At 66.9% G+C, this 24350-nt stretch carries 19 protein-coding genes and 2 pseudogenes; 9 read left to right on the forward strand and 12 right to left on the reverse strand.

What is annotated here, in order from left to right; genetic code table 11:
* Positions 1 to 25: 25 nt before the first annotated feature.
* From Q9250_RS13920 to Q9250_RS13940, 5 genes are all read right to left on the reverse strand, one after another.
* The gene (locus Q9250_RS13920; protein WP_306232487.1) at positions 26 to 217 is read right to left on the reverse strand and encodes a multicopper oxidase domain-containing protein; all 192 of its coding nucleotides are present in this window, start codon (positions 215 to 217) and stop codon (positions 26 to 28) included.
* Positions 208 to 615: a multicopper oxidase domain-containing protein gene (locus Q9250_RS13925; RefSeq protein ID WP_306234005.1), complete on the reverse strand. Its 408-nt coding sequence runs from the start codon at positions 613 to 615 to the stop codon at positions 208 to 210. The genes Q9250_RS13920 and Q9250_RS13925 overlap by 10 nt, the downstream gene beginning before the upstream one ends.
* Positions 616 to 821: 206 nt before the next feature.
* The gene (locus tag Q9250_RS13930; RefSeq protein ID WP_422665050.1) at positions 822 to 2141 is read right to left on the reverse strand and encodes an ISL3 family transposase; all 1320 of its coding nucleotides are present in this window, start codon (positions 2139 to 2141) and stop codon (positions 822 to 824) included.
* Positions 2142 to 2628: 487 nt separating this feature from the next.
* Positions 2629 to 3837, reverse strand: a complete 1209-nt coding sequence (locus Q9250_RS13935) for an oligosaccharide flippase family protein (RefSeq protein WP_306232488.1) — start codon at positions 3835 to 3837, stop codon at positions 2629 to 2631.
* A gap of 54 nt (positions 3838 to 3891) precedes the next feature.
* Positions 3892 to 4605 (reverse strand): glycosyltransferase, encoded by a 714-nt coding sequence (locus Q9250_RS13940; protein ID WP_306232490.1) that lies wholly within the window; start codon positions 4603 to 4605, stop codon positions 3892 to 3894.
* A 756-nt stretch (positions 4606 to 5361) separates the two neighbouring features.
* On the opposite strand from Q9250_RS13940, the gene Q9250_RS13945 reads away from it, so the two are divergent.
* From Q9250_RS13945 to Q9250_RS13955, 3 genes and pseudogenes are all read left to right on the forward strand, one after another.
* Entirely contained in the window at positions 5362 to 5838 is a 477-nt protein-coding gene (locus Q9250_RS13945; RefSeq protein WP_306232491.1) for a transposase, read from the forward strand.
* A gap of 77 nt (positions 5839 to 5915) precedes the next feature.
* Complete coding sequence (locus Q9250_RS13950) at positions 5916 to 6455, forward strand: DDE-type integrase/transposase/recombinase (protein WP_306234007.1); 540 nt, start codon at positions 5916 to 5918, stop codon at positions 6453 to 6455.
* Positions 6395 to 6592, forward strand: a pseudogene (locus Q9250_RS13955) (IS30 family transposase); the annotation flags it as partial. The gene Q9250_RS13950 and the pseudogene Q9250_RS13955, both read left to right, overlap by 61 nt.
* Positions 6593 to 6723: 131 nt before the next feature.
* Here Q9250_RS13955 and Q9250_RS13960 read toward each other — a convergent pair.
* Positions 6724 to 7224: a hypothetical protein gene (locus tag Q9250_RS13960; protein WP_306232492.1), complete on the reverse strand. Its 501-nt coding sequence runs from the start codon at positions 7222 to 7224 to the stop codon at positions 6724 to 6726.
* Between the two features lie 527 nt (positions 7225 to 7751).
* Between Q9250_RS13960 and Q9250_RS13965 the strand changes: the two genes are divergently transcribed.
* Together Q9250_RS13965 and Q9250_RS13970 are read left to right on the forward strand one after the other, a co-directional pair.
* Positions 7752 to 8915, forward strand: coding sequence for a peptidoglycan-binding domain-containing protein (locus tag Q9250_RS13965; protein WP_306232494.1), 1164 nt, complete (start codon positions 7752 to 7754; stop codon positions 8913 to 8915).
* On the forward strand, positions 8912 to 9613 hold the full coding sequence (locus Q9250_RS13970; RefSeq protein ID WP_306232495.1) for an ABC transporter ATP-binding protein: 702 nt from the start codon (positions 8912 to 8914) through the stop codon (positions 9611 to 9613). Before Q9250_RS13965 ends, Q9250_RS13970 begins: the two co-directional genes overlap by 4 nt.
* A gap of 1375 nt (positions 9614 to 10988) precedes the next feature.
* Here Q9250_RS13970 and Q9250_RS13975 read toward each other — a convergent pair.
* Positions 10989 to 11486 carry a hypothetical protein gene (locus Q9250_RS13975; protein ID WP_306232497.1) on the reverse strand — a complete coding sequence of 166 codons (498 nt, stop codon included), beginning with the start codon at positions 11484 to 11486 and terminating at the stop codon, positions 10989 to 10991.
* 362 nt (positions 11487 to 11848) lie between these two features.
* Between Q9250_RS13975 and rho the strand changes: the two genes are divergently transcribed.
* The 3 genes from rho (at position 11849) to Q9250_RS13990 (ending at position 16330) form a co-directional block, all read left to right on the forward strand.
* Complete coding sequence (rho, locus tag Q9250_RS13980; RefSeq protein WP_306232498.1) at positions 11849 to 13867, forward strand: transcription termination factor Rho; 2019 nt, start codon at positions 11849 to 11851, stop codon at positions 13865 to 13867.
* Position 13868: 1 nt separating this feature from the next.
* Positions 13869 to 14951: a peptide chain release factor 1 gene (gene prfA / locus Q9250_RS13985; protein ID WP_306232500.1), complete on the forward strand. Its 1083-nt coding sequence runs from the start codon at positions 13869 to 13871 to the stop codon at positions 14949 to 14951.
* A gap of 206 nt (positions 14952 to 15157) precedes the next feature.
* Positions 15158 to 16330: a ScyD/ScyE family protein gene (locus Q9250_RS13990; RefSeq protein WP_306232501.1), complete on the forward strand. Its 1173-nt coding sequence runs from the start codon at positions 15158 to 15160 to the stop codon at positions 16328 to 16330.
* A 152-nt stretch (positions 16331 to 16482) separates the two neighbouring features.
* Here Q9250_RS13990 and Q9250_RS13995 read toward each other — a convergent pair whose 3' ends face one another.
* Genes Q9250_RS13995 through Q9250_RS14010 form a run of 4 tightly spaced genes read right to left on the reverse strand, consistent with a single transcriptional unit; the run spans position 16483 to position 20495 of the window.
* Positions 16483 to 17787, reverse strand: a complete 1305-nt coding sequence (locus tag Q9250_RS13995; RefSeq protein WP_306232502.1) for a nucleotide sugar dehydrogenase — start codon at positions 17785 to 17787, stop codon at positions 16483 to 16485.
* Between the two features lie 26 nt (positions 17788 to 17813).
* Positions 17814 to 18806 (reverse strand): Gfo/Idh/MocA family oxidoreductase, encoded by a 993-nt coding sequence (locus Q9250_RS14000; RefSeq protein ID WP_422665111.1) that lies wholly within the window; start codon positions 18804 to 18806, stop codon positions 17814 to 17816.
* Positions 18806 to 19903 carry a DegT/DnrJ/EryC1/StrS family aminotransferase gene (locus Q9250_RS14005; protein WP_306232505.1) on the reverse strand — a complete coding sequence of 366 codons (1098 nt, stop codon included), beginning with the start codon at positions 19901 to 19903 and terminating at the stop codon, positions 18806 to 18808. The genes Q9250_RS14000 and Q9250_RS14005 overlap by 1 nt, the downstream gene beginning before the upstream one ends.
* A complete protein-coding gene (locus tag Q9250_RS14010) occupies positions 19896 to 20495 on the reverse strand; it encodes an acyltransferase (protein ID WP_306232506.1) in 600 nt (199 codons plus the stop codon). Before Q9250_RS14010 ends, Q9250_RS14005 begins: the two co-directional genes overlap by 8 nt.
* 395 nt (positions 20496 to 20890) lie before the next feature.
* Between Q9250_RS14010 and Q9250_RS14015 the strand changes: the two genes are divergently transcribed.
* Positions 20891 to 22861 (forward strand): RNA 2'-phosphotransferase, encoded by a 1971-nt coding sequence (locus Q9250_RS14015; protein ID WP_306232507.1) that lies wholly within the window; start codon positions 20891 to 20893, stop codon positions 22859 to 22861.
* Between the two features lie 216 nt (positions 22862 to 23077).
* Here Q9250_RS14015 and Q9250_RS14020 read toward each other — a convergent pair.
* Positions 23078 to 24299 (reverse strand): annotated as a pseudogene (locus tag Q9250_RS14020) (ISL3 family transposase).
* Positions 24300 to 24350: the final 51 nt, after the last annotated feature.

Below are 24350 nucleotides of genomic sequence, written 5' to 3' on the forward strand. Positions count from 1 at the left end.
GGAGCAGGGCGACTCGCGTCGCGCTTCACGCGGCGGCCTTCACCGTTCCCATCATCCCGAGGTCCTCGTGACCGAGGATGTGGCAGTGGTAGACCGTGAGGCCCGTAAACCGTGCGAAGTCGATGCGCACCACGACCGAGCCCTGAGCCGGGACGTTCACGACGTCCCGCCACTGGGTACCGTCGATCGCCGATCCGTTCACCTGGATCAGCTGCATCGGCAGACGTGCAGGTGGAACGGATGATCCATCGGCGTGGGGTTGCGGATTGTCCACTCCTCCACGGTCTCCGCGCCGACGCGCTGATCGATGCGCCCCGCGTCGAATGCGCGCCCGTCGAAACCCAGGGCCCTCATCCCGCCCTGCTGAGCCATGCCCATTCCCATGGTCATGGTGAAGGAGATCTCGCGCCGCGCGTCGGGAGTGTGGGAGCGCAGGTCGGCGTCGGGCGCGCGCGGGGGCACGGCGGGCAGCACCGCGGCGTCGGGCCCGCGAACTTCGACGAAGGCGAGCAGCGCCGGGCCGGAGGAACTGCCCCCGCCGGCCATCATCCCGCCCATCATGGCGGCGCCCCGGTCGTAGCCGAGTGTGCGCAGCTGGGCACTTCCGGTCTGCATCGTCACCAGGAGATCCGCCCTGTTGCCGGGAGCCAGCAGGACCTCATCGACGGCGCGGGGCCGCGGTTCGTGCCCGGAGTCGATGCCCAGGAGCTCTAGGGCGTGTCTCCCATACGTGGGGTGATTGACGCGCGATCCGGCGCGTCACCCGCTACCCACGCTCAACGGCGAAGAGCCCGTTTGGCTCTTCGGACATTCGGTGGGGGTCACGGGATGAGTCCGCCTGCGGCGAGGAGCATCCGGAGCCGGTAGTTGTTGCGGTTGCGGTAGCCGCGGGCGAGGCGGCGGTGGAGCTCGATGATGCCGTTGATGGCCTCGGTGCCCCCGTTCGATGAACGGTTCGTCGTGAAGTAGGCCAGGAACGCGTCGCGCCAACGACGAAGGGTCCGTCCCAGTCGTGCGACTTCCGGGATCGGACAGGTGTGGAAGGACTCGAGGATCCGCTCGGCGCGGCGTCGGCCCTCGGCGAGATCGGCTTGGCGGTAGGCGGCGCGGAGGTCTTGCGCGCAGCGCCAGGCGACATAGACGGCCTCGTGTGCCGGGTCGGCCTCGATCGCGGCCGCGAGCCGTCCGAGCTGCCTGTCGGTGAGGTTCTCGGCGCTGGCGCGCAGGAGGGTCTGGATGCCGTAGAGCGGGTCGCCCTTGCGGCCCCGGTGCCCGAGGGTGTCCTGTTGGACGCGTCGGCGGACCTCGTCGACGACCTGAGTGCCGAGCTTCACGACGTGGAATGCGTCGAGGACAGCGACGGCGTCGCCGAGCTCGTCATCGATCGCGCTCTTGTAGCCGGCGAACGGGTCGAGCGCCGCGACGCCCACCCCGTCGCGGAACTCGGGCGTACGCGCCTGCAGCCAGTCGGCGTAGGCGCGCTTCGAGCGGCCCGGCACCAGATCCAGCAGCCTGGCACGAACCCGACCCCGATCGTCGCGGGTGAGGTCGACCATGCCGGTGAGCTCCTTCGGCCCGCGCCTGCGAGTGTCGACGTGGTGCCAGATGTGCTCATCGACACCGAGTGCGGTGACGCCATCGAACCGGGACGCGTCGGCGGCCAGCCGTTCCAGCTCGGGTTCGACCGCCCGCCAGACCGTCTTCCACGACGTGCCCAGTTGCCGGGCGATCCCCGCGATCGTGGCGTGCTCGCGGCGCAGCTGCCCGATCGCCCACGCGACCGCGCGCTTCGTGATCGACCCACGCGCAGGCACCAGCGACGGCACCTGCTCAACGAAGGTCCCCCTCGCGCAGCCCGCTTCGGTGCACCGCCAGACGCGTTGCCGCCACATGATCTGCACCCGGGTCGCGGTGGGCACGTCGTGGAGCACTCGTGCGCGACGCCCGCGACCGACCGCGATCACCCCGCACCCCGGACAGCCCGTCGGCTGCCGTGGCGTCGAGACCGTCACGGTCAGCAACTGCTCGCCTCGGTCGACGCGCTCGACCAGCACGCCATCCAGGCCCAGCAGCAGGTCGCAGCGAGAACACGGAGCGGTGGCAGAGCGCGCTGGAACGCACCCCGAAATAGGGTGAGACACGTCGAGGTCCTCAAGTTGGAACAGCAGTTGGCGCTACTGATCCTCGAGGACCTCGACACCTACCCGCCCCACCCCACCCGGCGAGCCTCACCCCCACCGGATGTCCGAAGAGCCCCATAAGCACATCCACGTCGCGGCGGTGATGGACACCATCGGAGGAATCCTCGCGAGCCTGACGATCAACGCGCTCATCGAGTGGTTCTGTGGGCGATTATGCAACGCGACCTCCTCGATCGCACAGCATGGGAAACGAGGACGTAGCTCGCGTCCGCCATACTTGATGGATCGAGGGGTTCTGCAACCCGACCCGACGCCACACGCGCCTCTGCAACCTCGTCCCGGCTGAGTTCGGAGCCGTTCACACGACCGCCCTCGCCGCGACATGATCATCGCTGAGAACGTGTCCGGGAAGCTAGGTCGGGCTGCCTCGCGCGGATTGTAAAGGACGGCGTACTCCCCGCCTACTAAGCCATCCTCAGAGAGCCCCCTAATCGGAGATTCCCGCACGGTGTGCGATCCAAAACGCCAAGCCCAGGTTCACGAGAAGCAGCACAGTCTGGGTCAGGCTCATTGCCAAAATAGCGACGTACATCTCCTGATGAAAAGCGACGATCGCGACAATAGGCGCAATGGCGTAGACGACCGCGAACGGGAGGCTCACGTGTTGCTTCTGCAACACGACGAAGAGTGTAGAAATGGGTGATGTTGCGAGGTTTATGTATAGCCATGGTACGAGCACTTGGGCGTACCTACCTGCCTCGACCCATTGGTCTCCTAGTGCCCATGGAAACACGAGTGGGCTCAGCCAAAAAATCAACGCGAAAGGGATTGCGCTAATAAGCATCGACTTCACCACGCTACTCCGCACCGCGCGAAACAAGTCCTTGCGAGGCGTGCTGGCAAACTCCGGAAAGTACACCTGGCTTAGCGCCGCACCGATCAGGCTTGCTGGTACGTTGACAAGTCTCCACGCCTGCGAATACTGGCCGAGTGCCGAAAGCGACATGGAGCCGATGACCAGGTTGATCCCGTTCATTCGAAATGAATCGACTAGCGCTTGCGGCGCCGTGAGCGCTGGCAATCGCCAGTGCCGCCGAAACAGGTATGACCACTGTCGCAAATTGCGACCATCCTTTTTAAGGCGGCGAGACGGGTCGGAGAGCACCAGTAGTAATGCGGCAACAGCTTGCCCAGTAATCATTCCCAAGACTAGCCCGAAGCCTGACGGGTTTGGCACAAGGCCGGCAAGCGCCTGCGATCCTGCAATCGCAACGGCCTGCAAGACGCGGTTCCGGCTGAGTATTCCGTATCGGTTCAGGCGCATGAACCAATACATCATTATAGCGTTGTACCCCAGAAGAAAAGTGCTCGGCCCGAGGAGCAGGATCAACCACCGCCAGTCACCGTCTATAGCGATGGGTAGCGCTGCGATCACGACACAGACAAGGGCTATTAGCAGGCTCGCGATCAATAATAGTCGCAGGGTCAGCTGTTTGACTGCAGCAGCTTCGCGGGGCGAACGCGGAAGCACGATTGCCATCTCGTACCGAAGAGTTGCTATCACGGACGCAAACGCCGTGATCGAGACAAAGATCGCATACTCTCCGAAAGCGATCGGGCTGTACATACGTGCAAGGAATGGCAATGCCGCCACCGTCGCAAGTTGCGCAATCACCGACCCGGAGAGCAGCGCCATGATGCTGCGTGCTCTGCTGCGACGCGTGCGCACCGAATTCTCCGACATTCGGTGCTAGCCCTTCGGCGGCGTCGCGAGATCTGCGAGGAGCGCAGCAAACTTGGAGAAGTTAGTCTCTGCCGACCACGCTCGCGCCCAGTGCGAGTGGCTCGACTTCACATAAGCGCGATAGGCTTCGTCGTCAGTGCTGAGCAGAGAGTTTAGGCGATCAGCAAGCTCTACCGGCGTCGGATTGGCGGGGAGGAGTCCGTCAAACATCCCTCCTTCGACATCGATTGTCTCGGAATTACCCCCGACATCAGTCGCGATAATCGGGAGGCCCTGGGAGAGTGCCTCCATGATTGAAACCGGCACACCCTCGGAAGCAGAGACATTGACGAACGCAGACCCAGGGTGCGCAGCGAGCCAATGCCGAACTTCAGCGTTCGCAAGACCTCCCACGAAGGAATAGGTACCAGCTTCAAGAAATTCTCCTGCCCGCTGACGGACGCTGCCAGCATAATCAGACTCATCTGGGCCGATGTGAAACCATCTCACTTTCCGGCCGCGCGCTTGGAGTTCGGCAAGTGCATCAATCAGCGATTCCAAACGCTTCACCGGCACGATAAATGAGCAAGACACAACCGTCATCAACTGTTGATCACTGTTGCAAGCGCTCAGCGCGGGAGCAACGCCGAGACGCGCGACGCGTATCTTGCCCCGGAACTGGGGGAATTTTTCGCGCAGGTAGTCAGCACCAGCTTGTGATACCGAGAATACGCTGTGCACATTTTCTAGCATATACGTGCGCGCCGGAAGATACTTCGATCTTTGGCGTTCGGCATAAATGTCGAATCCATGCGCACGTGCTACAATTGGAACGCGATTGAGATGCGTTATTGAACGTAACTCGATAGCAAGAGCTGTCGGCGAATGGAGCCAGTAACTATAGAAGACGCATCGGGATCTTCCCAACACGCGTTGCTCAAGCTCACGCGCCACCTCATTTGCGCGAATCTGTGCGTGTGTTCTCAAACGGAATTCCTGGAGTCTGCCGCGAAGAGACGCCCGAGCGCGAACGGCAGCCAATATCGCTTTCAGATTGAGCAATGGGTGCCGCACCATGTGCCGCAGAAGCAGGGAGGCTCGAGACTCCTTGTGAGCCGGAGCAAGTGTAACCACATTGAGCGGAACTTGACGCCGGGGAGTTGCGTCCGCCACCGACGTAGTCGGGATGATAAGCACTAGCTCGAATTGCCTGGCCAAGAGAAGGATTTCGGACTCAATAAATTGCTCCCCACTGCCGAAGGGGAAACTCTCAGTAAATAAGACGACGACGCTGTCATCATCTGTGCCTGCTATAGGACTCAAGGCGTCATGCTCCAGAGGTGGTAGCCAACACGCCAGCGCGTGGAGACACAACTGGCGTGCAAGCAAACGAGTCAGATTGATGGCGGTGGTACGAAGCCAGTTTAGGCCACAGTCTAAGTGAACCGTCCCCGGTTGATGCCGGTTCCTTTCGGGTCTGGAAGGAAGATAGGCATCATGCCGAACCAGATCCCGGAGGAGACGAAGCGGCGAGCGGTGAGGCTCGTGCTCGACCATCTCGATGAGTACCCGAACCTGGTGACCGCGTGCGAGACGGTATCGAAGCGGCTCGGTTTCGGTGCCGAGTCGCTGCGCCGCTGGGTTCGGCAGGCGCAGGTCGACGCCGGCGACCGGCAAGGCGCGTCGACGAGCGAGTCGGAGCGGGTGCGGCGGCTGGAGCGGGAAAACCGTGAGTTGCGCGAGGCGAACGCGATCCTGCGGGACGCGGCGGTTTCTTCGCCGGGGAACTCGACCCCCGACGCCGCTGATCGTTGGCTTCATCGACGTGCAGCGAGCCAAGGGCGCGCGGTCGAGTCGGTCTGCCAGGTCCTGCGCGAGCAGGGCGTGCAGGTCGCCGCACGGACCTACCGGGCGTGGAAGCACCCCCAGCCGAGCAACGGCAGCTCGCGGACGCGGTCATCATCGACGCGCTGAGGGCGACCTCCAGCACGTGACCGCGCATCTGCGCCGGCCGGCCACGACGTGTCCCAGCGGCGCGTGGACCGGTGGTGATGCGTGATCTCGGCCTCAACGGCCGTGTCCGGGGCCGCGGCGTGCGCACCACGGTCTCGGACAAGCACGTCGATCGCGCGCCCGACCTGCTCGAGCGCGACTTCACCTCGCCGGCCCCGAACCAGCGTTGGGTGGCGGACTTCACGTACGTGCGCACCTGGGCCGGGTTCGTGTACGTGTCGTTCGTGATCGACTGCTTCTCGCGCGCGATCGTCGGTTGGCAGGCGGCCACGACGAAGACGACACCGCTGGTCACCACGGCGCTGCGCATGGGCCTGTGGCGGCGCGACCGAGCCGGCCGCCCGGCGCTCGACGGACTGGTCCATCACAGCGATGCCGGGTCGCAGGGCGGATTCAACTGGTCGTCGCAACACCTCGATCACGGAGGTGTGGGATGGGAAGAGCGAGGAAGTAGTTGCCTGAGGCGCCGGCGGGCGCTCGCCGGCAGTGGTCGGCGGATCGGGCCCTGCGGGCGACGATGCGGTCGCCCGGTCGACCCGAGCCGTGGCGTGCGGTGCAGCGGGCGTTCTGGCGGCTGATCGCCGAGGGGGCGACCACGGCTGACGCCGCGGTCGAGGTTGGCGTGTCGGAGCCGGTCGCTTCACGCTGGTTCCGCCACGGTGGCGGCATGTCGCCGATCAGTCTGGAAGAGCCCTCTGGGCGGTATCTGTCGTTCGACCTGGATCGTGTCAGATTAGTGCCCTGCGGCTGACCTGAGCGGGGGCCGAGGAACGTGACGACGCGGGGCTGGGTCATGGCTCCCAGCCTACGGTCGCGGGGGGGTGCACGGGCTGCTGACGAGCGCGTCTACCCGCCGAAGAGCTGTGCGGTGCGCGGCTCCGGGCATGCAGCCGTCGCCTCGGCTTCCTCTGCATCATTGAGCTGCATCATGACGTCGAGATACGGCGTCCAGATCTCTCCGCTCTGGACGCCCAAGTAGCGCTCGCGCCACACCTCGAATGACGGCGGCTCCGATATGGCGAGCGCCAGGTCGAGCCTTCGCAGGCAGTCGCCGCTCTCGACCAACGCCTCGAAGTAGCCCCGCATCTCATCCTCATTGAGCGGCTCGGGTTCGGGCGGCGCGACGAGCGCCACGCAGTCCTCGAACACCGACTCCGGCAGTCCGCCTTCGACGTTGATCCCCTCGCCCGGAGCCGCCGTGTAGCTGACCGGGTATCCGCGTTCGCGCAGGCAGTCCGCGACAGGTGTCATGTCAGGGTTGCCGTCGGCCAGCATCGGGTAGTCAGCGACCCGCGCATCTTGCGACGGTGGAACCGCATCAGCGCAACCGGCGACAGAAAACGCCACCACAAGGAGGAGGAGCGTGGACCGGCCCCGGGTCAAGTGCAACGTCGGCCGGAGTAGGGGACCTCAGTGATCGAGGCGTAAGCACTACCACTCGTGATGCTCCGAAACCCGAAAGTGTTCTCTTGCACGTGGACATCGTTGCCGGTGTAGTACCACCACCGCTCACTCGTGCCCAACGTCGACGACTGAGTGTGCCTAATGTTGCCGCGCGCGCTACTCCAGGTCTCGACAGTGCTGCCTGCGGCGCACGACAGCGAGCCATGATTCGCTGTGCCAGCCTGCGCAACGGCCGGCGTTGCCAATATCATCAGCGATGCAGCGGCAATGCCCGCAGTGAGTCGGGACCAGATTCTCATGAGTGGCTCCTTTGTCAAAGTGCCAGAACCTTAAGCCTCAAGTTGCGCCAAGCGCAAGAGTCCATTAGCACAGTACCTGCTGCGAGCCGAGATGGCCTTCTTGGCATCGTTGCCAGAACGTGACCCGGCAACCTGCATCCCCGTACGTATGCTCACTCCGGGAGGATCACCGTGGCGACTTCTGACGTGATCGAGCACGAGCGGGCAGACCCCCGCCGGGCCGAGGCTGGCGCACCTGTCGAGGAGCGGGCTGTACATGCCCGCCGCAACCGCGGCGGCTGGGCACGGGGGGTCGGCATTGCCGTTGTGGCGCTGCTTGTCGGCGCCGCGGCTGGCTGGGCGGGCACGACGGTGCTCGCGCCGCCGCAGCAGGTGCTCGAGGCCGACGCGTTCTCTACCGTGGCGGTGGTGCCGGGCGAGGTGGGTTCGTCGATCACGCTCAACTCGGTGGCGTCCTGGGCGACGAGCCCGGTCGCGCTCAACGGCGCATCCGGCACCGTCACGAGCGTCGACATCGCTCCGGGCACATCGGTCGAGAAGGGTCAGCGCCTCTACTCCGTCAACCTACGACCAGTGGTCGCGGGGCAGGGCGCGATCCCCGCCTACGGCCCGATCGCGCCGGGCGATGCGGGCCCGCAGGTGTCGCAGCTGCAGCAGCTGATGACCGACCTGGGCTTCTGGCGCGGCGCGGTCAACGGCCGCTACACCGCGCCGTTCGCGACCGCCGTGCGCAACTGGCAGCGCGCATCCGGGTACCCCGTCGACGGCGTCGTGCAGGGCGGCGACATCGTCTGGGTGCCGCAGCTGCCCGCGCGCATGTCGCTCGACGGCGAGACGATCGCGACCGGCCGCATCGTCTCGGCCGGCGAGGGCGACATCGTCGCGCTCGGCAGCGCACCGACGTTCACCATCCCGCTGCAGCAGGCGCAGACGCGCTTCGCCCCGACCGGCACGCGCGTGATCGTGCAGGCGCCCGACGGTGCGCTCTGGGAGGCGGTCGCCGGAGCGCAGGCGGCCGACCCGATGTCGAGCGAGACGGTGCACGTCGCGCTCGCCGCGCCCGACGGCGGCCCGGTGTGCGCGGATGCGTGCGACCTGATCGGCGCGGAGGGCCAGGCGACGCTGATGAGCGAGATCGTCACCGTGCCGGCCGTCGCCGGGCTGGTTGTGCCCGCCTCGGCGATCACCACGGGCGGCGACGGGCGCGCGTTCGTCACCGACGCGGACGGCGCGCAGCACGAGGTGACCGTCGTGCAGTCGGCGCGCGGGATGGCGCTCATCGAGGGCGTCGCCGAGGGGCTCGAGGTGCGCATCCCGGCGGCGCAGGGGCAGTGAACGCCGAGGCGGTGCGCAGCGAGGCGGTGCGCGCGGCGGCTGCGACCGCGGCGGCTGCGACGACGCTGCTCGCCGCCCGCGACGTGTCGTTCGGCTACGCGAAGGGCGCTCCCGTGATCGCCGGGTTCGACGACGACTTCGTCGCCGGCGAGGTGGTGGCGCTGACGGGCCCGTCGGGGCGGGGCAAGTCGACGCTGCTGTACGTGCTCGGGCTGATGCTCGCGCCCACGGCTGGTGCGGTCGAGGTCGACGGGCGTGACGCGTCGCAGTTGCGCGACGGCAGGCGGGCGCGGTTGCGGGCGGATGCGTTCGGCTTCGTCTTCCAGGATGCGGCGCTCGACGCGACCCGCACCGTGCTCGACAACGTGCTCGAGACCACCCTCTACCGCGGCCAGTCGCGCGCCGCCCTCACGGACCGCGCATACGCGCTGCTCGACCGCTTCGGGGTATCGGTGCGCGCCGACCACAAGCCCGGGCAGATCTCCGGCGGGCAGGCGCAGCGCATCGCCGTCTGCCGAGCGCTGCTGGGCGACCCGCGCATCGTGCTCGCCGACGAGCCGACCGGCAACCTCGACGCCGCATCGTCGGCGACGGTCGTGGGTGCCCTGCGCGAGCAGGCGTCGCGCGGCGCTGCGGTCGTGATCGCCACGCACGACCGCGACGTGATGGCGCAGTGCGATCGGCGGGTAGCGCTGTGAGGCTCGCGGCGGTGCTGCGCGAAGCGATCGCGACCGCTTGGGGCACGAAGGTCGCCTCGATCGTGTCGATCGTGATGGTCGCCGGCATGGTGATCGCGGTGCTGCTCACCACCGGCCGCACCGTCGGCGCCCAGCAGGGCGTGGTCGACACGCTCGACGACGCCGGCACCCGCGCGGTCGTGGTGCGGGCACAGGAGGGCTCCGGCCTCGACACCTCCGCGCTCGCGCGGCTCGAGGGTGTCTCGTCGATCGCGTGGCTGGGCGGCTTCGGCTCCGCGCAGGATGCGACGAACACGCTCGTGCCCGGCGGCACGAAGGTGCCGATCCGGTTCGGGTTCGGCATCGACCTGGCGACCCTCGGCGTCACTGCGCCGAGCCTGCCCGGCACCGCCTACGCATCCGCCGCCGCCCTCGAGCAGCTCGGCATGCACAGTGCGGCCGGCTCTGTCACGACCGCCGACGGCGTCGACTACTCGATCGGCGGCCGCATCGAGGTGCCCGAGCACCTGGCGTTCCTCGAGCCGCTCATCGTCGTGCCCGTCGAGGCGCAACTGGCGCCGGTGCTCGACGGCGGCGCGACCAGCGCGCAGGTGGTGCGCGGTGAGGATCTCGCGATCCTGGTCGCGATCGCTGATGACGCCGCGCATGTCGCGGGAGTGACCGATGCGGTGCGGGGCGTGATCGACGTCACCGACCCGCAACTGGCGACCATCGAGACCAGCCAGCAGCTCGCGCAGCTGCGGCAACTGATCGACGCGCAGCTCGGCGGCGCCGGCCAGGCGCTCGTGCTCGCCATCTTCGGCCTCACCGCCGTGCTCGTCGCCGCCATCCTCTACGCACTCGTCATGATGCGCCGCAAGGACTTCGGCCGCCGCCGCGCCCTCGGAGCCAGCCAAGGCCTCATCGTCGGGCTCGTGCTCGCGCAGGTCGCGGCACTCGGATGCGTCGGGGCACTGCTGGGCGGCGCCGTCTCGTTCACCGCCATGGCCGTCGGCGGCGACCCGCAGCCACCGCCCAGCTACTACTTGGCCATCATGATCCTCGCCGCCGTCACCGCGACCGTCGCGGCGCTCGTGCCGGCTGCCGNCATGGCCGTCGGCGGCGACCCGCAGCCACCGCCCAGCTACTACTTGGCCATCATGATCCTCGCCGCCGTCACCGCGACCGTCGCGGCGCTCGTGCCGGCTGCCGCCGCCGCGAGGCGCGACCCGGCGCGCGAGCTGCGAGTGCCGTGAGCGGACACCCGCTCTCACTTTGAACAATCACGTCCGGACTGCACGCGGCCCGGCAGATCTCGATCGCGTCCCGGCTCGGCGGAGTCGCTCAGCCTTGTCGGATCTCGAATGGGCACGCAGCTTCGGCCGCAAGCCCTTGATCACCCTGCAGTGCAGCCAGGGGGGTAGTACGAGAGTGTCGTGCCTGTCGAGTTGAACGCATCCCGGAACGTCTCGTACGACGGCGGCTCGGGGACATCGAACCCGGCGGCTCCGAGGCACGAGAACTGGGCACCGAGGGCGTCATAACGGGCTCGCAGATCCTGCTCGTCGCGAATCTCGACCCATTCCCCAACCTTCACGCGCAGACAGTAATCAACATCTTCGCGGTACTGATCGTCCTGCTCCGGAGGCACGTGGCCTGAGCTCAGTCCCCCGGCCGGCGTGCCGGGTGGGATGGATGCATCCCACCCGGCATCGCGCAGGCACGCGACCATGGCTGTGCTCCACTCGTCAAGGGTTCCTTCGTGGGTCTCGCCGCTCACAGGCGCGATGACCAGCGGCTCAACAGTGGGCGCCGGGTCCGGCGCCGACGCGCACCCGACGCACGCGAAAGCGGTGAGCATGGCGGCAAGAGACCCAACGCGCAGCTTCTTCATACAACGTCCCCTGATCGTGCGGGCCCCCTTGCCCGGCTGACCGCACACTACCCCGAGGATGGGCGCTCACTTCCGCAGAAGCGCCGCGGCTCGTGCTGCGATCGCCACCTCCTGCGCGCAGACGCGCTGCGCCGGCCCTGAGGGAGCGAGCGACCTGACCGCAGCGGGGGTGCGGGCGATGTCGTCGGAACCGTCAGGGCCTAGCCCGACTCTCCACATTCACTCTCCACAAACCCCCGATTTGCGGTCCGCAGCAGTTACGTTGAGTGACATGGAGTGCGAAAAGGAAGCAGGAGCTAGCCCAACTCCGCTGAATACCGCGGCTTTCGGGGGTTGCGTTCGGATGGCCCCGGATCAGAAGGTTGGGGGTTCGAGTCCCTCCGGGCGCGCACTGTGATGAGTCGCGACATAGGTCTGCCCCGAAGCGCCGCGCGCCCGCGCGCCGCGCCAGCAAGAAGGCCGACGCCAGCGCAGAGGCCACCAGCGCAGAGGCCGCCTCCGCCGACGAGACCGCTGCGGCGCCCGCCGAGGCACCGGCAGAGGCACCGGCCGACGCGCCCGCCGCCGACGCCGAGGCGCCCGTCGCAGACGCCGAGGCGCCCGTCGCCCCGAAGCGCACCCGTGCGAGCCGCTCGCGCAAGGCCGCCGCCGAGGCGCCGGCTGACGAGGCTCCGGCGACCGAGGCACCCGCGACCGAGGCCCCTGCTGCCGACGCGCAGCCGGCCGAGGCCGACACCCAGGCGCAGGCCGCCGACGAGCAGCCCGCGCAGCGCCCCGCACGCGGCCGCGGCCGCCAGTCGCAGCCCGCGCAGGACCCCCAGGCGGCGGATGCGTCTGCTGACGACGCCGACGCCACCACGTCGGGTGCGCAGGACGACCGCGCCGCCGGTGGCGACGCATCCGACAACGACGCCGAGCAGGGCGACCAGGGCCAGCGCGAGACCACCTCGCGCCGCCGCCGCTCGCGCGGCAAGGGCGGCCAGCAGGGCCAGCAGGACGAGCAGGAGTCGGACGACGACGAGGGCTCGCGCCGTCGCGGCCGTGGCCGCAACCAGCAGGGCGACAGCGGCCAGGGCCAGCAGGCGCAGGGCCGCCAGCAGAACGGCCCGCAGGCGCAGCGCCAGCAGACGCAGCAGGACGACCAGGACGGCACGTCGCGTCGCACCCGCGGCCGCGGCCGCGACCGCGCGCGCACCGGACCCGACGCCGAGCTCGAGATCCACGAGGACGACGTGCTGCTGCCGGTCGCCGGCATCCTCGACGTGCTCGACAACTACGCCTTCGTGCGCACCTCCGGCTACCTGCCCGGCGCGAACGACGTCTACGTCTCGCTCGCCCAGGTCAAGAAGCACGGCCTGCGCAAGGGCGACGCCGTCGTCGGCGCCATCAAGCAGCCCCGCGACGGCGAGCAGCAGCAGTCGACCCGCCAGAAGTTCAACGCGCTCGTGCGCGTCGACTCGGTCAACGGCCAGACCGCCGAGGACGCCCTGAACCGCGTCGAGTTCTCGAAGCTCACGCCGCTCTACCCGCAGGAGCGCCTGCGCCTCGAGACCACCTCGAACAAGCTCTCGACCCGCGTCATCGACCTCGTCGCGCCGATCGGCAAGGGCCAGCGCGGCCTGATCGTCTCGCCGCCCAAAGCCGGCAAGACTCTCGTGATGCAGGCCATCGCCAACGCGATCGCCGAGAACAACCCCGAGGTGCACCTGATGATCGTGCTCGTCGACGAGCGCCCCGAGGAGGTCACCGACTTCCAGCGCACCGTCAAGGGCGAGGTCATCGCGTCGACCTTCGACCGGCCCGCCGAGGATCACACGATCGTCGCCGAGCTCGCGATCGAGCGCGCCAAGCGCCTCGTCGAGCTGGGCCACGACGTGGTCGTGCTGCTCGACGGCATCACCCGCCTCGGCCGCGCCTACAACCTGTCGGCACCGCCGTCGGGCCGCATCCTCTCGGGCGGCGTCGACTCGAGCGCGCTCTACCCGCCGAAGAAGTTCTTCGGCGCCGCGCGCAACATCGAGCACGGCGGCTCGCTCACCATCCTCGCCACGGCGCTCGTCGAGACGGGCTCCAAGATGGACGAGGTGATCTTCGAGGAGTTCAAGGGCACCGGCAACATGGAGCTCCGCCTGTCGCGCCACATGGCCGACAAGCGCATCTTCCCCGCGGTCGACGTGAACGCATCCGGCACCCGTCGCGAGGAGATGCTCATGGGCGTCGACGAGACCAAGGTGATGTGGAAGCTGCGTCGCGCGCTCGCCGGCCTCGAGACGCAGCAGGCGCTCGAGCTGGTGCTCAAGCAGCTCAAGGAGACGCAGTCGAACGTCGAGTTCCTGATGAAGGTCTCGAACTCGGTGCCCGGCCAGCACGACAAGGACTGACATGTTCGAATCCGTGGCCGGCCTGCTCGCTGAGCATGCCGACCTCGAGCAGCAGCTGGCCGACCCTGCGCTGCACGCCGACGCCGGTCGTGCGCGCAGGGTGAACCGGCGCTACGCCGAGCTCAGCCAGATCAAGGCGGCGCACGAGCGCTTCGTGAGCTCAGGCGACGACCTCGAGGCGGCGCGCGAGCTCGCCCGCGAGGACGAGGCGTTCGCCGAGGAGGTGCCGGCGCTCGAGCAGGTCGCCCACGAGGCGGAGGAGAAGCTGCGGCGCCTGCTGATCCCGCGCGACCCCGACGACGGCCGCGACGTGATCATGGAGGTCAAGGGCGGCGAGGGCGGCGAGGAGTCGGCCCTGTTCGCCGCCGACCTCGTGCGCATGTACTCGCACTACGCCGCCAGCCGCGGCTGGAAGGTCGAGATGCTCGAGTCGACGCCGAGCGACATGGGCGGCTTCAAGGACGTGCAGATCGCCATCAAGGGCTCCTCGAACGACCCCGCCGAGGGCGTCTGGGCGTCGCTGAAGTACGAGGGCGGCGTGCACCGCGTGCAGCGCGTGCCGGCCACCGAGACTCAGGGACGCATCCACACCTCGACCACCGGCGTGCTGGTGTTCCCCGAGGTCGACGAGCCCGAGGAGGTCTCGATCGACCAGAACGACCTGAAGATCGACGTCTTCCGGTCGTCGGGCCCGGGCGGCCAGTCGGTCAACACGACCGACTCGGCCGTGCGCATCACGCACCTGCCCTCGGGCATCGTGGTGTCGATGCAGAACGAGAAGAGCCAGCTGCAGAACCGCGAGGCGGCGATGCGCGTGCTGCGCGCCCGCCTGCTCGCGAAGCAGCAGGAGGAGCTCGCGGCGGTCGCCTCCGACGCGCGCCGCTCGCAGATCCGCGGCATGGACCGCTCCGAGCGCATCCGCACCTACAACTTCCCCGAGAACCGCATCGCCGACCACCGCACCGGCTTCAAGGCCTACAACCTCGACACGGTGATGGACGGCGCGCTGCAGCCGGTGATCGACTCGTGCATCACCGCCGACGAGGAGGCGCAGCTCGCCGCCCTCGGCGGCGACGGCGCCTGACGCCGGCCACCGCACACCGAGCCGAACAGACCGGGGCGGATGCGTCCCGGTCGCCGGGCGCATCGGCGCGACCGCAGTCGCCCGCCGGGATGCGCGGGCGAGCGTCGCGCCGAGCGCGATCCGGGGGCTTGTCGGATCCGTGGCGCAGGAGGACCTTGGTGCACGGTGGCGTCCGCCGCCCTCGAATCCCCGCACGAGGAGCACCCATGTCTCGCACCCTGCGGTCGACGACGGCCGCGACAGCGGCCGCCGTCACCGCGATCTTCGCTCTCGCCATGGCCGCCGGCGTCGCCCCGGCCACCGCATCCGACTCGCACGACGACGACCACGACCGCGACCGCGACCGCGACCGCGCCTACGTCACGGTCGCGACCGGCCTCAACAACCCTCGCCAGCTCTCCATCGGCTCCAGCCACCGCCTCTACGTCGCCGAAGCCGGCACCATCGACCCGAACATGTGCGCCGCGATCCCCGGCGCTGCCGCGGAGTTCCAGGTCTGCGGCTTCACCGGGTCGGTCACCGAGGTCAGGCGCGACGGCCAGCAGCGGCGCGTCGTCACCGGCCTGCCCACCCTGGACTTCAACGGCGAGGTGATCGGCGCATCCGACGTCGACGTGAACGGCAACCGCATCTCCGTACTCATCGGCGGCATGGCCGCCGCCTCGTCGTTCCGCGGCGCCGGGCCCGCGGAGTACGCCGCCTTCGGCACCCTGCGCACCGGACGGCTGCAGTCGATGCCGATCGACGGCGCCGACCTCGAGCTCGCCGTCGACGTGCTCGCGCACGAGGTCGACGCGAACCCCGACCTCAACGTGCCGCCCGACAGCAACGCGACCGGGTTCACCCGGCTCGGCTCGAAGCGGTGGGCGATCGTCGACGCCGGCGGCAACACGCTGCTGAAGGCCGACCGCGACGGCGTGCAGACGCTGGCGGTCTTCCCGAACGGCGCGCCCGTCCCGAACCCGTTCGGCCCGGGGGAGGTGCCCCCGCAGGCGGTGCCGACCGACGTCGCGGTCGGACCCGACGGCGCGTTCTACGTGTCGCAGCTCACCGGCTTCCCGTTCCCGACCGGCGGCTCGACCATCTGGCGGGTCAACAAGGACGGCGATGTGACGCCGTACGCCACCGGCCTCACGATGGTCACGAGCCTCGAGTGGCGGGGCGACAGGCTCTACGCCGTGCAGCTCGACGACAGCAACTTCTTCGACGGGCACGTCGGCTCCCTGCGGAGGATCACGCCCGGGGGCTCGGTGCACGAGGCGGTGCTGTCGGGCCTCGACGCGCCGTACGGCCTGGCGATCCGCGGCCACGACGCGTACGTCACCGTCGGCTCGGTCTCCTCGGGCGGCGGCTCGGTGATCCAGGTCGACCTGCGCTGACCGGCCCACGCGGCCGCGGCCCCCGCTCGTCGTGCGGGCGGGGCCGCCCTCAAGTCAGGAAATCAGCCCGAGGTGACACGATCCAGGTCGGAGGCCCACCCATCAGCCGACTGCCACCAAGGTCATGACCGGGTACATCTAGTTGCCTTGGCTTAGTCCGTTGACTGACCCTTGCCGAGCACGATCCGCGGGGTGCCACGCCAGCCATCAGCGGTTGAGATGTTTCGGCCGTCGACGAGCAGCTTGATGCCAGGAAGGTCGCTTGCCGTAAGCGTCGAGTAGTCGCTGTGGTCGGTCTGGATGATGGCCACATCAACCGAGTCGCCGAGACTGAACGGCGTGAATCCGAGCGAGCTGAGTTCGTCGTCGCCGTAGAGGGGATCATGGACGCGAACAGTGGCTCCGGCGGACTCCAGAGCAGCGACCGTCGCGAAGACGCCTGAGAAGGCAGTCTCCTTCACTCCACCACGGTAGGCGGCACCGAGCACGACGGCGTTCATGCCTTCGAGCCCTCCCAACGTGGAGGCAGCACGCTGCACCAGCCGGTCTGGCATCGAGGCGTTGAACTTGCGCGCGGTCCGGACGATCTCTGCGTCGCCGTCCGTCGACAAATAGAGCCGGGGGTAGACAGGAATGCAATGCCCGCCGACGGCGATGCCCGGGCGGTGGATGTGGCTGTAGGGCTGCGAGTTGCAGGCCTCGATCACCTGATAGACGTCGACGCCGACCGAGTCTGCATACACCGCGAACTGGTTTGCGAGGCCGATGTTGACGTCACGGTAGGTGGTCTCGGCGAGCTTGGCCATCTCTGCGGCTTCGGCAGTGCCGAGATCCCAGACGCCATTCGCCCTCGCAAGATCCGGTCGCTCGTCGAATTGCAGAACCGCCTCGTAGAACGCGCGCGCACGCTCAGTGCCAGCCGCAGAGAGGCCGCCGATGAGCTTGGGGTAGCGGCGCAGATCGGCAAAGACGCGGCCGGTCAGCACACGCTCGGGGGAGAAGACCAGGTGGAAGTCCTCGCCCTCGGTGAGGCCCGAGATCTCCTCGAGCATCGGCTTCCAGCGCGTGCGGGTCGTGCCGACGGGCAGCGTCGTCTCGTAGGAGACGAGCGTGTTCGGCGTCAGGTGCTCGGCGAGCGATCGAGTCGCCGCATCCATCCAGCCGAAGTCCGGCTCCCAGGAGGCGTCGTCGACGAACAGGGGCACGACCAGAACGACTGCGTCTGCGCCGGGAACTCCGTCGGCGTAGTCCGTCGTGGCGCGCAGCCGACCGTCGGTGACAGCGGAGGCCAGCTTCTCTTGCAGATGCTGCTCTCCGGGGAACGGCTCGAGACCCGCGTTGATCTGCTGGACAGTTCGCTCGTTGACATCGATTCCTACCACTTCGTGGCCAGAGTCCGCGAACTGTACAGCCAGTGGAAGGCCGATCTTCCCAAGTGCAACGACTGCGATGCGCATGTGTTCCTTCGTTTCGTTTCGTTTCGTCAGTGCTGCGGAATGTGGATGGTCTCGCCCGTGTGGGCCGACTCGAGAGCCGCCTCAACGATCTCGAGCGTGTGGAGTCCCTGCTCCATCGTGACCACGTCGCTCTCCAGACCGAGGACTGCGTCGCGGAACGCCTCGTGCTCTACGCGAAGCGGTTCGCGCTTCGGAAATGCAAAGCGCGTGACATCGCCTTCTGCGACGCCGCGGAAGGACGAGATCGACTCCCACTCCACGTCGATCGTTCCGTTTGCGTAGAATGTCAGGTCGCCGGCCATCGTGTCAGCGATGAATGTGCCCTTTTCGCCGGTGACCGTCGTCAGTCGTTCCTTCATCGGGCTGAGCCAATTGACGACGTGATTGACATTAACGCCGTTCTCGAGCTTTCCGGTAACCAGCACCATGTCTTCGTGTGGGCGTCCTGACTTCATGGCTACTTGGCCCGAAACGCTTGCATAGGCGCTGCCAGCGATCCAGGCGGTCAGGTCGATGTCGTGGGATGCAAGGTCCTTGCCGACGCCGACATCCGCAATGCGTGCAGGGAAGGGACCCTGCCGGCGGGTCGCGATCTGATAGACAGCCCCGAGCTCACCGCTCTGGATCCGCTTGCGCATCTGTTGCAATGCCGGGTTGAAGCGCTCGATATGACCCACCGCACCGATGAGGCTTCGTTCGCTGAATGCCTTGCGCATCCGCTGGCCAGCCTCCACTGAGTGAGCGATGGGTTTCTCGACGAGCGTGTGAACCCCCGCTTCTGCCAATCGGATCGCAACTTCCTCGTGGAACTGGGTGGGCACGGCCACGACGGCTATTTCGATGCCAGCCTCGATGAGGTTTTCGACGCTGGCAAGAACGGGCAGCCCCGCCGCGACGCCGTGCGGGTCACCCATTGCGTCAGCGACTGCGATCAGATTAACGCCAGTGACTTCTCGCATTACTCGGGCGTGGTGGCGTCCCATCATGCCGAGGCCAATGAGGCCAGCTCGAAGAGCCATCACGCACCCGCCTTCGCGAGCACGTTCACGCCTGTGATGATGCGATCCATGTCGGAATCTGAGAGCGAAGGATGCACTGGCAGCGAAAGCACGGTGGCGGCAGCGGCCTCAGTGTTGGGCAGTTCGAGTCCCGGCGCGAACTTCTTTAGCGATTCCAGTCGGTGGTTCGGAATCGGGTAATAAACGCCGTTGCCAATGCCGTACTCGTCTTTCAGAGCGCGCGAGAAGCCATCGCGGTCATCCTCGACACGGATCGTGTATTGGTGGTAAACGTGCTCTGCGCCTGCGGCGACCGCGGGAGTCTGAATCCCGACGAGATCACGGTCAAGTCGGGCGGCGTTGCGACGGCGCTGATCCGTCCAGGCGTCGAGTTTCGTGAGCTGGACGCGGCCAATCGCCGCGTGAATATCGGTCATGCGAGCATTGAAGCCAATGAGCTCGTTAGCGTACTGGCGTTCCATGCCCTGATTGCGCAGGAGTCGAACTGCGCGAGCCATATTCTCGCTGTCGACGACGACCATGCCACCTTCGCCACTGGTCATGTTCTTTGTGGGGTAGAGGCTGAACATGGCGAAAGTGCCGAAAGTGCCGACGGGAGATCCGCCAAGAGTGGCGCCATGCGCCTGGGCAGCGTCCTCAAACATCATCAGGCCATGACGCTCGGCGATGATCCGCAGTTCTTGCATGCGCGCCGGGTGGCCGTACAGGTGCACAGGCATGATGGCCCTAGTGCGAGGAGTAATGGCCTCCTCGACTGACGCGGGGTCAAGGGTGAAAGTGTCGAGTTCGATGTCGGCAAAGACCGGCGTCGCGCCGGTAAGTGCCACGGAGTTACCTGTGGCGGCGAACGTGAAGGATGGGACGACCACCTCATCACCCGCCCCAATGCCAGCAGCTAGCAGCCCGAGGTGCAGCCCGGCCGTGCCTGAGTTGACCGCTACGGCGAGGCGACCACCGACAAGTCTCTCGCCGAACTCACGCTCGAAAGCAGCGACCTCGGGGCCCTGGGCAATCAGGCCCGAACGCATGACCCGATCGACTGCCTCACGCTCCTCGTCTCCGATGATGGGCTTGGCAGCGGGGATTAGGTCAGGCATGGGAGAGGACTCCTTCGATCTCGACAAACTCCGCCCCGCTCGCGGGGCATACATACCTTCCATCGCGTGCCTCAAGCTTGCGACCCGCGGGGCCGACCCAGCCGATCTGTCTCGCGGGTACTCCCGCGACCAGGGCAAAGGCTGGTACATCTTTGGTGACGACTGCCCCGGCCGCGACGGTGGCCCATTCGCCGATGGTGACCGGCGCGACGCATACGGCTCTCGCCCCGATCGCGGCGCCGCGATGGATTGAGACCCCCGTAGCCTCCCAGTCACTCGCCGACTTGGGCGAACCGTCTTCGTTGATAGCTCGCGGGTGCAGGTCATTCGTGAGCACCACGCCGGGTCCGATGAAGACACCTTCCGCCAGTGTCGCCGGTTCATAGACCATCGCGAAATTCTGGATCTTGCAGCGATCGCCGATAGCTACGCCAGCGCCAATGTAGGCGCCCCGACCGATCACGCACTCGGCTCCGACGGTCGCATACTCCCGCACCTGAGCGAGGTGCCAGACAGTCGTCTTATCGCCGATGGTCGCGCGCTCATCTACGTCAGCGCTTGGCAGAATCTTCGGGAAGGTGTGCTCGGGCATCGTCACCATTCTAGGCAGACTGCTCACGCAGGAGGCGCGTCTTCCACGCTGTTCATCTCAGGGACATGTCGGGCTCATCGCAGTTGACGGTGTAGGCGTCCGGACCGCGTCGTTGCGCTGGTAGTGGTCGAGGTCACGTCCTGCCGACTCGATGAGCTCGGCCTGGAGGGCGTCCGGCAGCGCCTCTAGCCCGACCGTGCGGTGCTGCCGTTCCGGATGATCAAGGCGGACGACTCGTGTCCGTCGTGCGGTTGCCGGGGCGTGCTGCGCAACTCGATGACGCGGGGCCGGCGCATGCCCCGTTTGGGGGCTCTTCGCCGTTGAGTGTGGGTCATGCGAATAGTCCGCCGGCGCGTCACCCGCTACCCACGCTCAACGGCGAAGAGCCACATTATGTGCTCGATCGCCTCGGTGCGGGCGACAGGGCCAACAGCTACTTGGTACGCGATTTGCGCGCCGACATCGCTTCGAGTCTTGCGCGAACACTGCCACCCGCCGAAGCTGTGCCCTATCTGCAACAGGCCGTAGAAATTCGTGCAGGTAGGCAAAGCGCGCACCTGCCGCTTTTCCAGTCCTACTTTCGGAATGCCGAAGATCTTTTTCTACACGCCCAACTTGATGCTACGCAGGCGCCAAGCCTCCGTCGCCGTGCATTGAGGGAACTGTTCGCGGCACCCAAGAATTCTGCGGCGGAGCATGCGGCCTCTCTTGTGCTTATCGCCTCCGACGTTGCACGAAGCGGCGCCAACTCGGTCTCGGGCATTGGTGGTGATCCTGAGATCCTCATTGCTGTTTCGCATGGCAACGAAGGCGTTCTAATGCAAAGGGCGGCAGAGATCATCCTGCAAGAGTCTCAACTAGATGACACCAAGCTGGGTGGCCGCGGCGAGGTGAGGGCGGTGCGGGGGTCGGAGTATGACGATCGATACAGCTTCGTTTTGAAGTCAACCGCGAAGAAGCAGGTCGACCACGACCTCTGGGCGCAATCGCTACTTCGTCCAGCCCTGGAAGCACTTGGTCGACCAGACCTGCTACTCACGGACCACTTGTGTACGGTGCCCCGCAAGGGAGAGGCTCCCGGGGGTGACGATGTATGGGAAGTGCGCTGGTACGCTCCGGGGGAGATCTTGTCAGACTATGTGCGGAGGCACCCTGGCGAGCAAGGAAGGACGAAGTTACGTGCTGCCGCCGACTACCTCGGCTTGTTCCATCGCGTGATGTGGCACCATCCCACTATCCGCGAGTCAGGTCAGGAACTCCGCAAGAGAGATCTCGGAATGTGGTTGAAGTCGCTGCTCGGAGCGGCTACGGCCCCCGAAGCCTTTCGGTCGTGGCGCGCAGCCTGCAAGCATGCGCCGGACATGAGACGGCGTGACGCACACCCAGACAATTGGATAGTCACGGAATCTGGGGGCGTCGTGGCCTTCGACTTTGAGGCGTCGACCAGCCGACCCCTCTTCTACGAATTGGCTCAATTGGTCGAAGACGGGCAGCTGCTCGCGCCATCTGATCTCGAGGTTCGTGACGAGTTGCTGCATATCTATGCCCACGGTTTGGGTGACTGTGCGGCTCTTGAAGGCCTTTCGAAAGAGGAATGGCGCCACTTGTACGCTGTGGGTGCCATGGCTCGTTGCGTGCGAACCGCGTCGGACCGAGAAGCTCCTTTAGAGGCGATCGAGTCGGCTATGCTCACATTCGACCATCTCGAGGAGTGGCTGGATCCGCTAAAAGCTCCGACCGCCTTCATCGACTCTGTCCAAAGTTGGTGGCGTGCACACCCTGCTCGCCAGGCGAACGGTAGCGGACCAATGTCGGATGGACAGCGCACACGAATTAGCAAGGCGATGTCGTACAACTTGCGACACAATAAGGCGACGCTTGTGGGTCGAGACGGCTGGGTGGACGTCGATCATCTGGTGGACGCAATGCGCTCAAATGGACATCAGGTCGACGTTTCAACACTGCTTGCAGTGGCAAGCGCTCCAGAAGAGCATCGTTTCGAAGTATCGGGTTCAGACATTCGCGCGCGCTACGGACATTCAAAGGCGCTCGCGCTCAAAACGACTCGGCACGAGGCCCGTCCCCAGGGAGTGCTGTATCATGGCACTCCCGCGGAGAATCTGTACTCAATCTTGGACGCCCGGGCTGGGCTGCTTCGGGGAGACCGCGAGTTTGTGCACCTTTCAGAGTCGATCGTCGGTGCCAAACGTCCGGCAGAGCGCTTCAAGTGTCCGGTCATCATCTTGAAGGCTGCGCCTGAGACACCCGGTCTGTTGCCGGAATCTGGTGGTGTTTGGCTTGCGCATCGGGTGCCGGCCACTCGCCTCACAATTGTGCCGCTGTTTGAGGAACTCGGAGTCGCCTAGCGGGTAGTGTTCAAGGGGCGGCATGTCGGCGATATGACGTGACACGTCTTCGAGCGTCGCGTGGGCAGTCGTTCGGCACGGCAACGAGCTCCTGCCGCGCACTGCGCTGGCGGATGGGGACAGCCTAGGTCGGGGACTTAGGTGTGGCGCATCGACCGCGTTCGCCACTTGATTGGGGGGTGCCACACGGCAAGCGCCGAGGCCGATATTTCTGGCTCATCGCAATCCAGGGTGTAGCAGTGGTCTGAAGCCGGCGGCTTCGAGCAGCGATCTGGCGATGTAGTTGGCGAGGTTGCGGAAGCCGAGCGCCGAACCGCGCAGGTGCTCGAGGCGGCCGTTGATCGCCTCTGTCGGCCCGTTCGAGGTCCCGGGTCGATCGAAGTAGGCGAGCACGTCGGCGGAGCGATGCTTCAGCGTCCGTCCGAGCGTGATCACCTCCCGCAGCGCAGCCGGCACGCCGGCGCTGACGNCTTCGACGGCGAGATGACGCTCATCGGCGAACAGCGCATCGAGCCGCTGCTGCTGCCGCGGCGTGCGGAAGGCGGCGCCGGTGTGGAGGGTGCGGCGGGCGGCGTAGAGCGGATCGCCCTTGCGGCCTCGGTGCCCGTGGATCTCCTGCTGGATGCGCCGGCGGCAGCTGTCGAGCGCGTTGCCGGCCAGGCGGACGACGTGGAACGGGTCCATCACCGCGACCGCGCCGGGCAGCTCCTCGACGGTGGCGGTCTTGAAGCCGGAGAACCCGTCCATCGCGACCACCTCGACGCCATCTCGCCAGGCCTGATCGCGGTTGGCGAGCCCAGTGCTGGAACGCCTGCTTCGAGCGGCCCTCGACCATGTCGAGCAGCCGTGCTGGCCCGGTCTTGTCGCGGATCGGGGTGAGGTCGATGATGACCGTCACGTAGCGGTCCCCGCGGCGCGTATGACGCCAGACGTGCTCGTCCACGCCCAGCACCGCGACGGCGTCGAAGCGTGCCGGATCGTCGAGCAGGCGCCGCCTGCCCTCGTCGAGCACGGCCGTGTTCGCGGTGTGCCAAGCGACACCGAGACCGGCCGCGACGCGCGAGACGGTCAGGTGGTCGAGCACCAGCGCGTCCAGCGCCCACCGCAGCCCCGTGCGGGAGATCTTCGCGCGCGGCTCCGCCGCCGCCGTGGTGTCCTGCCGCCAGATGCGACCGCACCCGGTGCAGCGGTAGCGGCGGACGCGGACCAGCAGCGTCGTCGGCCGGTGCCCGAACGGCGCATGCGCCAGTCGCCGCGTCACCGAGTCGCGCGCCACGCCCCGGCAGCCGCACGAGCGGCACCAGTCGTCCGCTTCGACGACCCGGCACCACAGCACCGCCCGCTCCGGCTCGAGCCGCTGTCCAACGGCCTCGAGACCGAGCTCGTCGAGCCGGCAGAACGTGGTGAGATCGGGCGCGTCGAAGGTAGCGTGGAGCACGTCGAGGTCTTTCGGACGGTGAGCGTAGGAACTTCCATCCTGGAAGACCTC

The sequence above is a fragment of the Agrococcus beijingensis genome (assembly GCF_030758955.1).
Lineage (GTDB): Bacteria > Actinomycetota > Actinomycetes > Actinomycetales > Microbacteriaceae > Agrococcus > Agrococcus beijingensis.

Coding starts and splice junctions, on each gene's coding strand:
- Q9250_RS13920 (WP_306232487.1), bottom strand. CDS start 217: ATGCAGCTGATCCAGGTGAACGGATCGGCGATCGACGGTACCCAGTGG.
- Q9250_RS13925 (WP_306234005.1), bottom strand. CDS start 615: ATGCAGACCGGAAGTGCCCAGCTGCGCACACTCGGCTACGACCGGGGC.
- Q9250_RS13935 (WP_306232488.1), bottom strand. CDS start 3,837: ATGGCGCTGCTCTCCGGGTCGGTGATTGCGCAACTTGCGACGGTGGCG.
- Q9250_RS13945 (WP_306232491.1), top strand. CDS start 5,362: ATGCCGAACCAGATCCCGGAGGAGACGAAGCGGCGAGCGGTGAGGCTC.
- Q9250_RS13950 (WP_306234007.1), top strand. CDS start 5,916: ATGCGTGATCTCGGCCTCAACGGCCGTGTCCGGGGCCGCGGCGTGCGC.
- Q9250_RS13975 (WP_306232497.1), bottom strand. CDS start 11,486: ATGAAGAAGCTGCGCGTTGGGTCTCTTGCCGCCATGCTCACCGCTTTC.
- prfA (WP_306232500.1), top strand. CDS start 13,869: ATGTTCGAATCCGTGGCCGGCCTGCTCGCTGAGCATGCCGACCTCGAG.
- Q9250_RS13990 (WP_306232501.1), top strand. CDS start 15,158: ATGTCTCGCACCCTGCGGTCGACGACGGCCGCGACAGCGGCCGCCGTC.
- Q9250_RS13995 (WP_306232502.1), bottom strand. CDS start 17,787: ATGCGCATCGCAGTCGTTGCACTTGGGAAGATCGGCCTTCCACTGGCT.
- Q9250_RS14000 (WP_422665111.1), bottom strand. CDS start 18,806: ATGGCTCTTCGAGCTGGCCTCATTGGCCTCGGCATGATGGGACGCCAC.
- Q9250_RS14005 (WP_306232505.1), bottom strand. CDS start 19,903: ATGCCTGACCTAATCCCCGCTGCCAAGCCCATCATCGGAGACGAGGAG.
- Q9250_RS14010 (WP_306232506.1), bottom strand. CDS start 20,495: ATGCCCGAGCACACCTTCCCGAAGATTCTGCCAAGCGCTGACGTAGAT.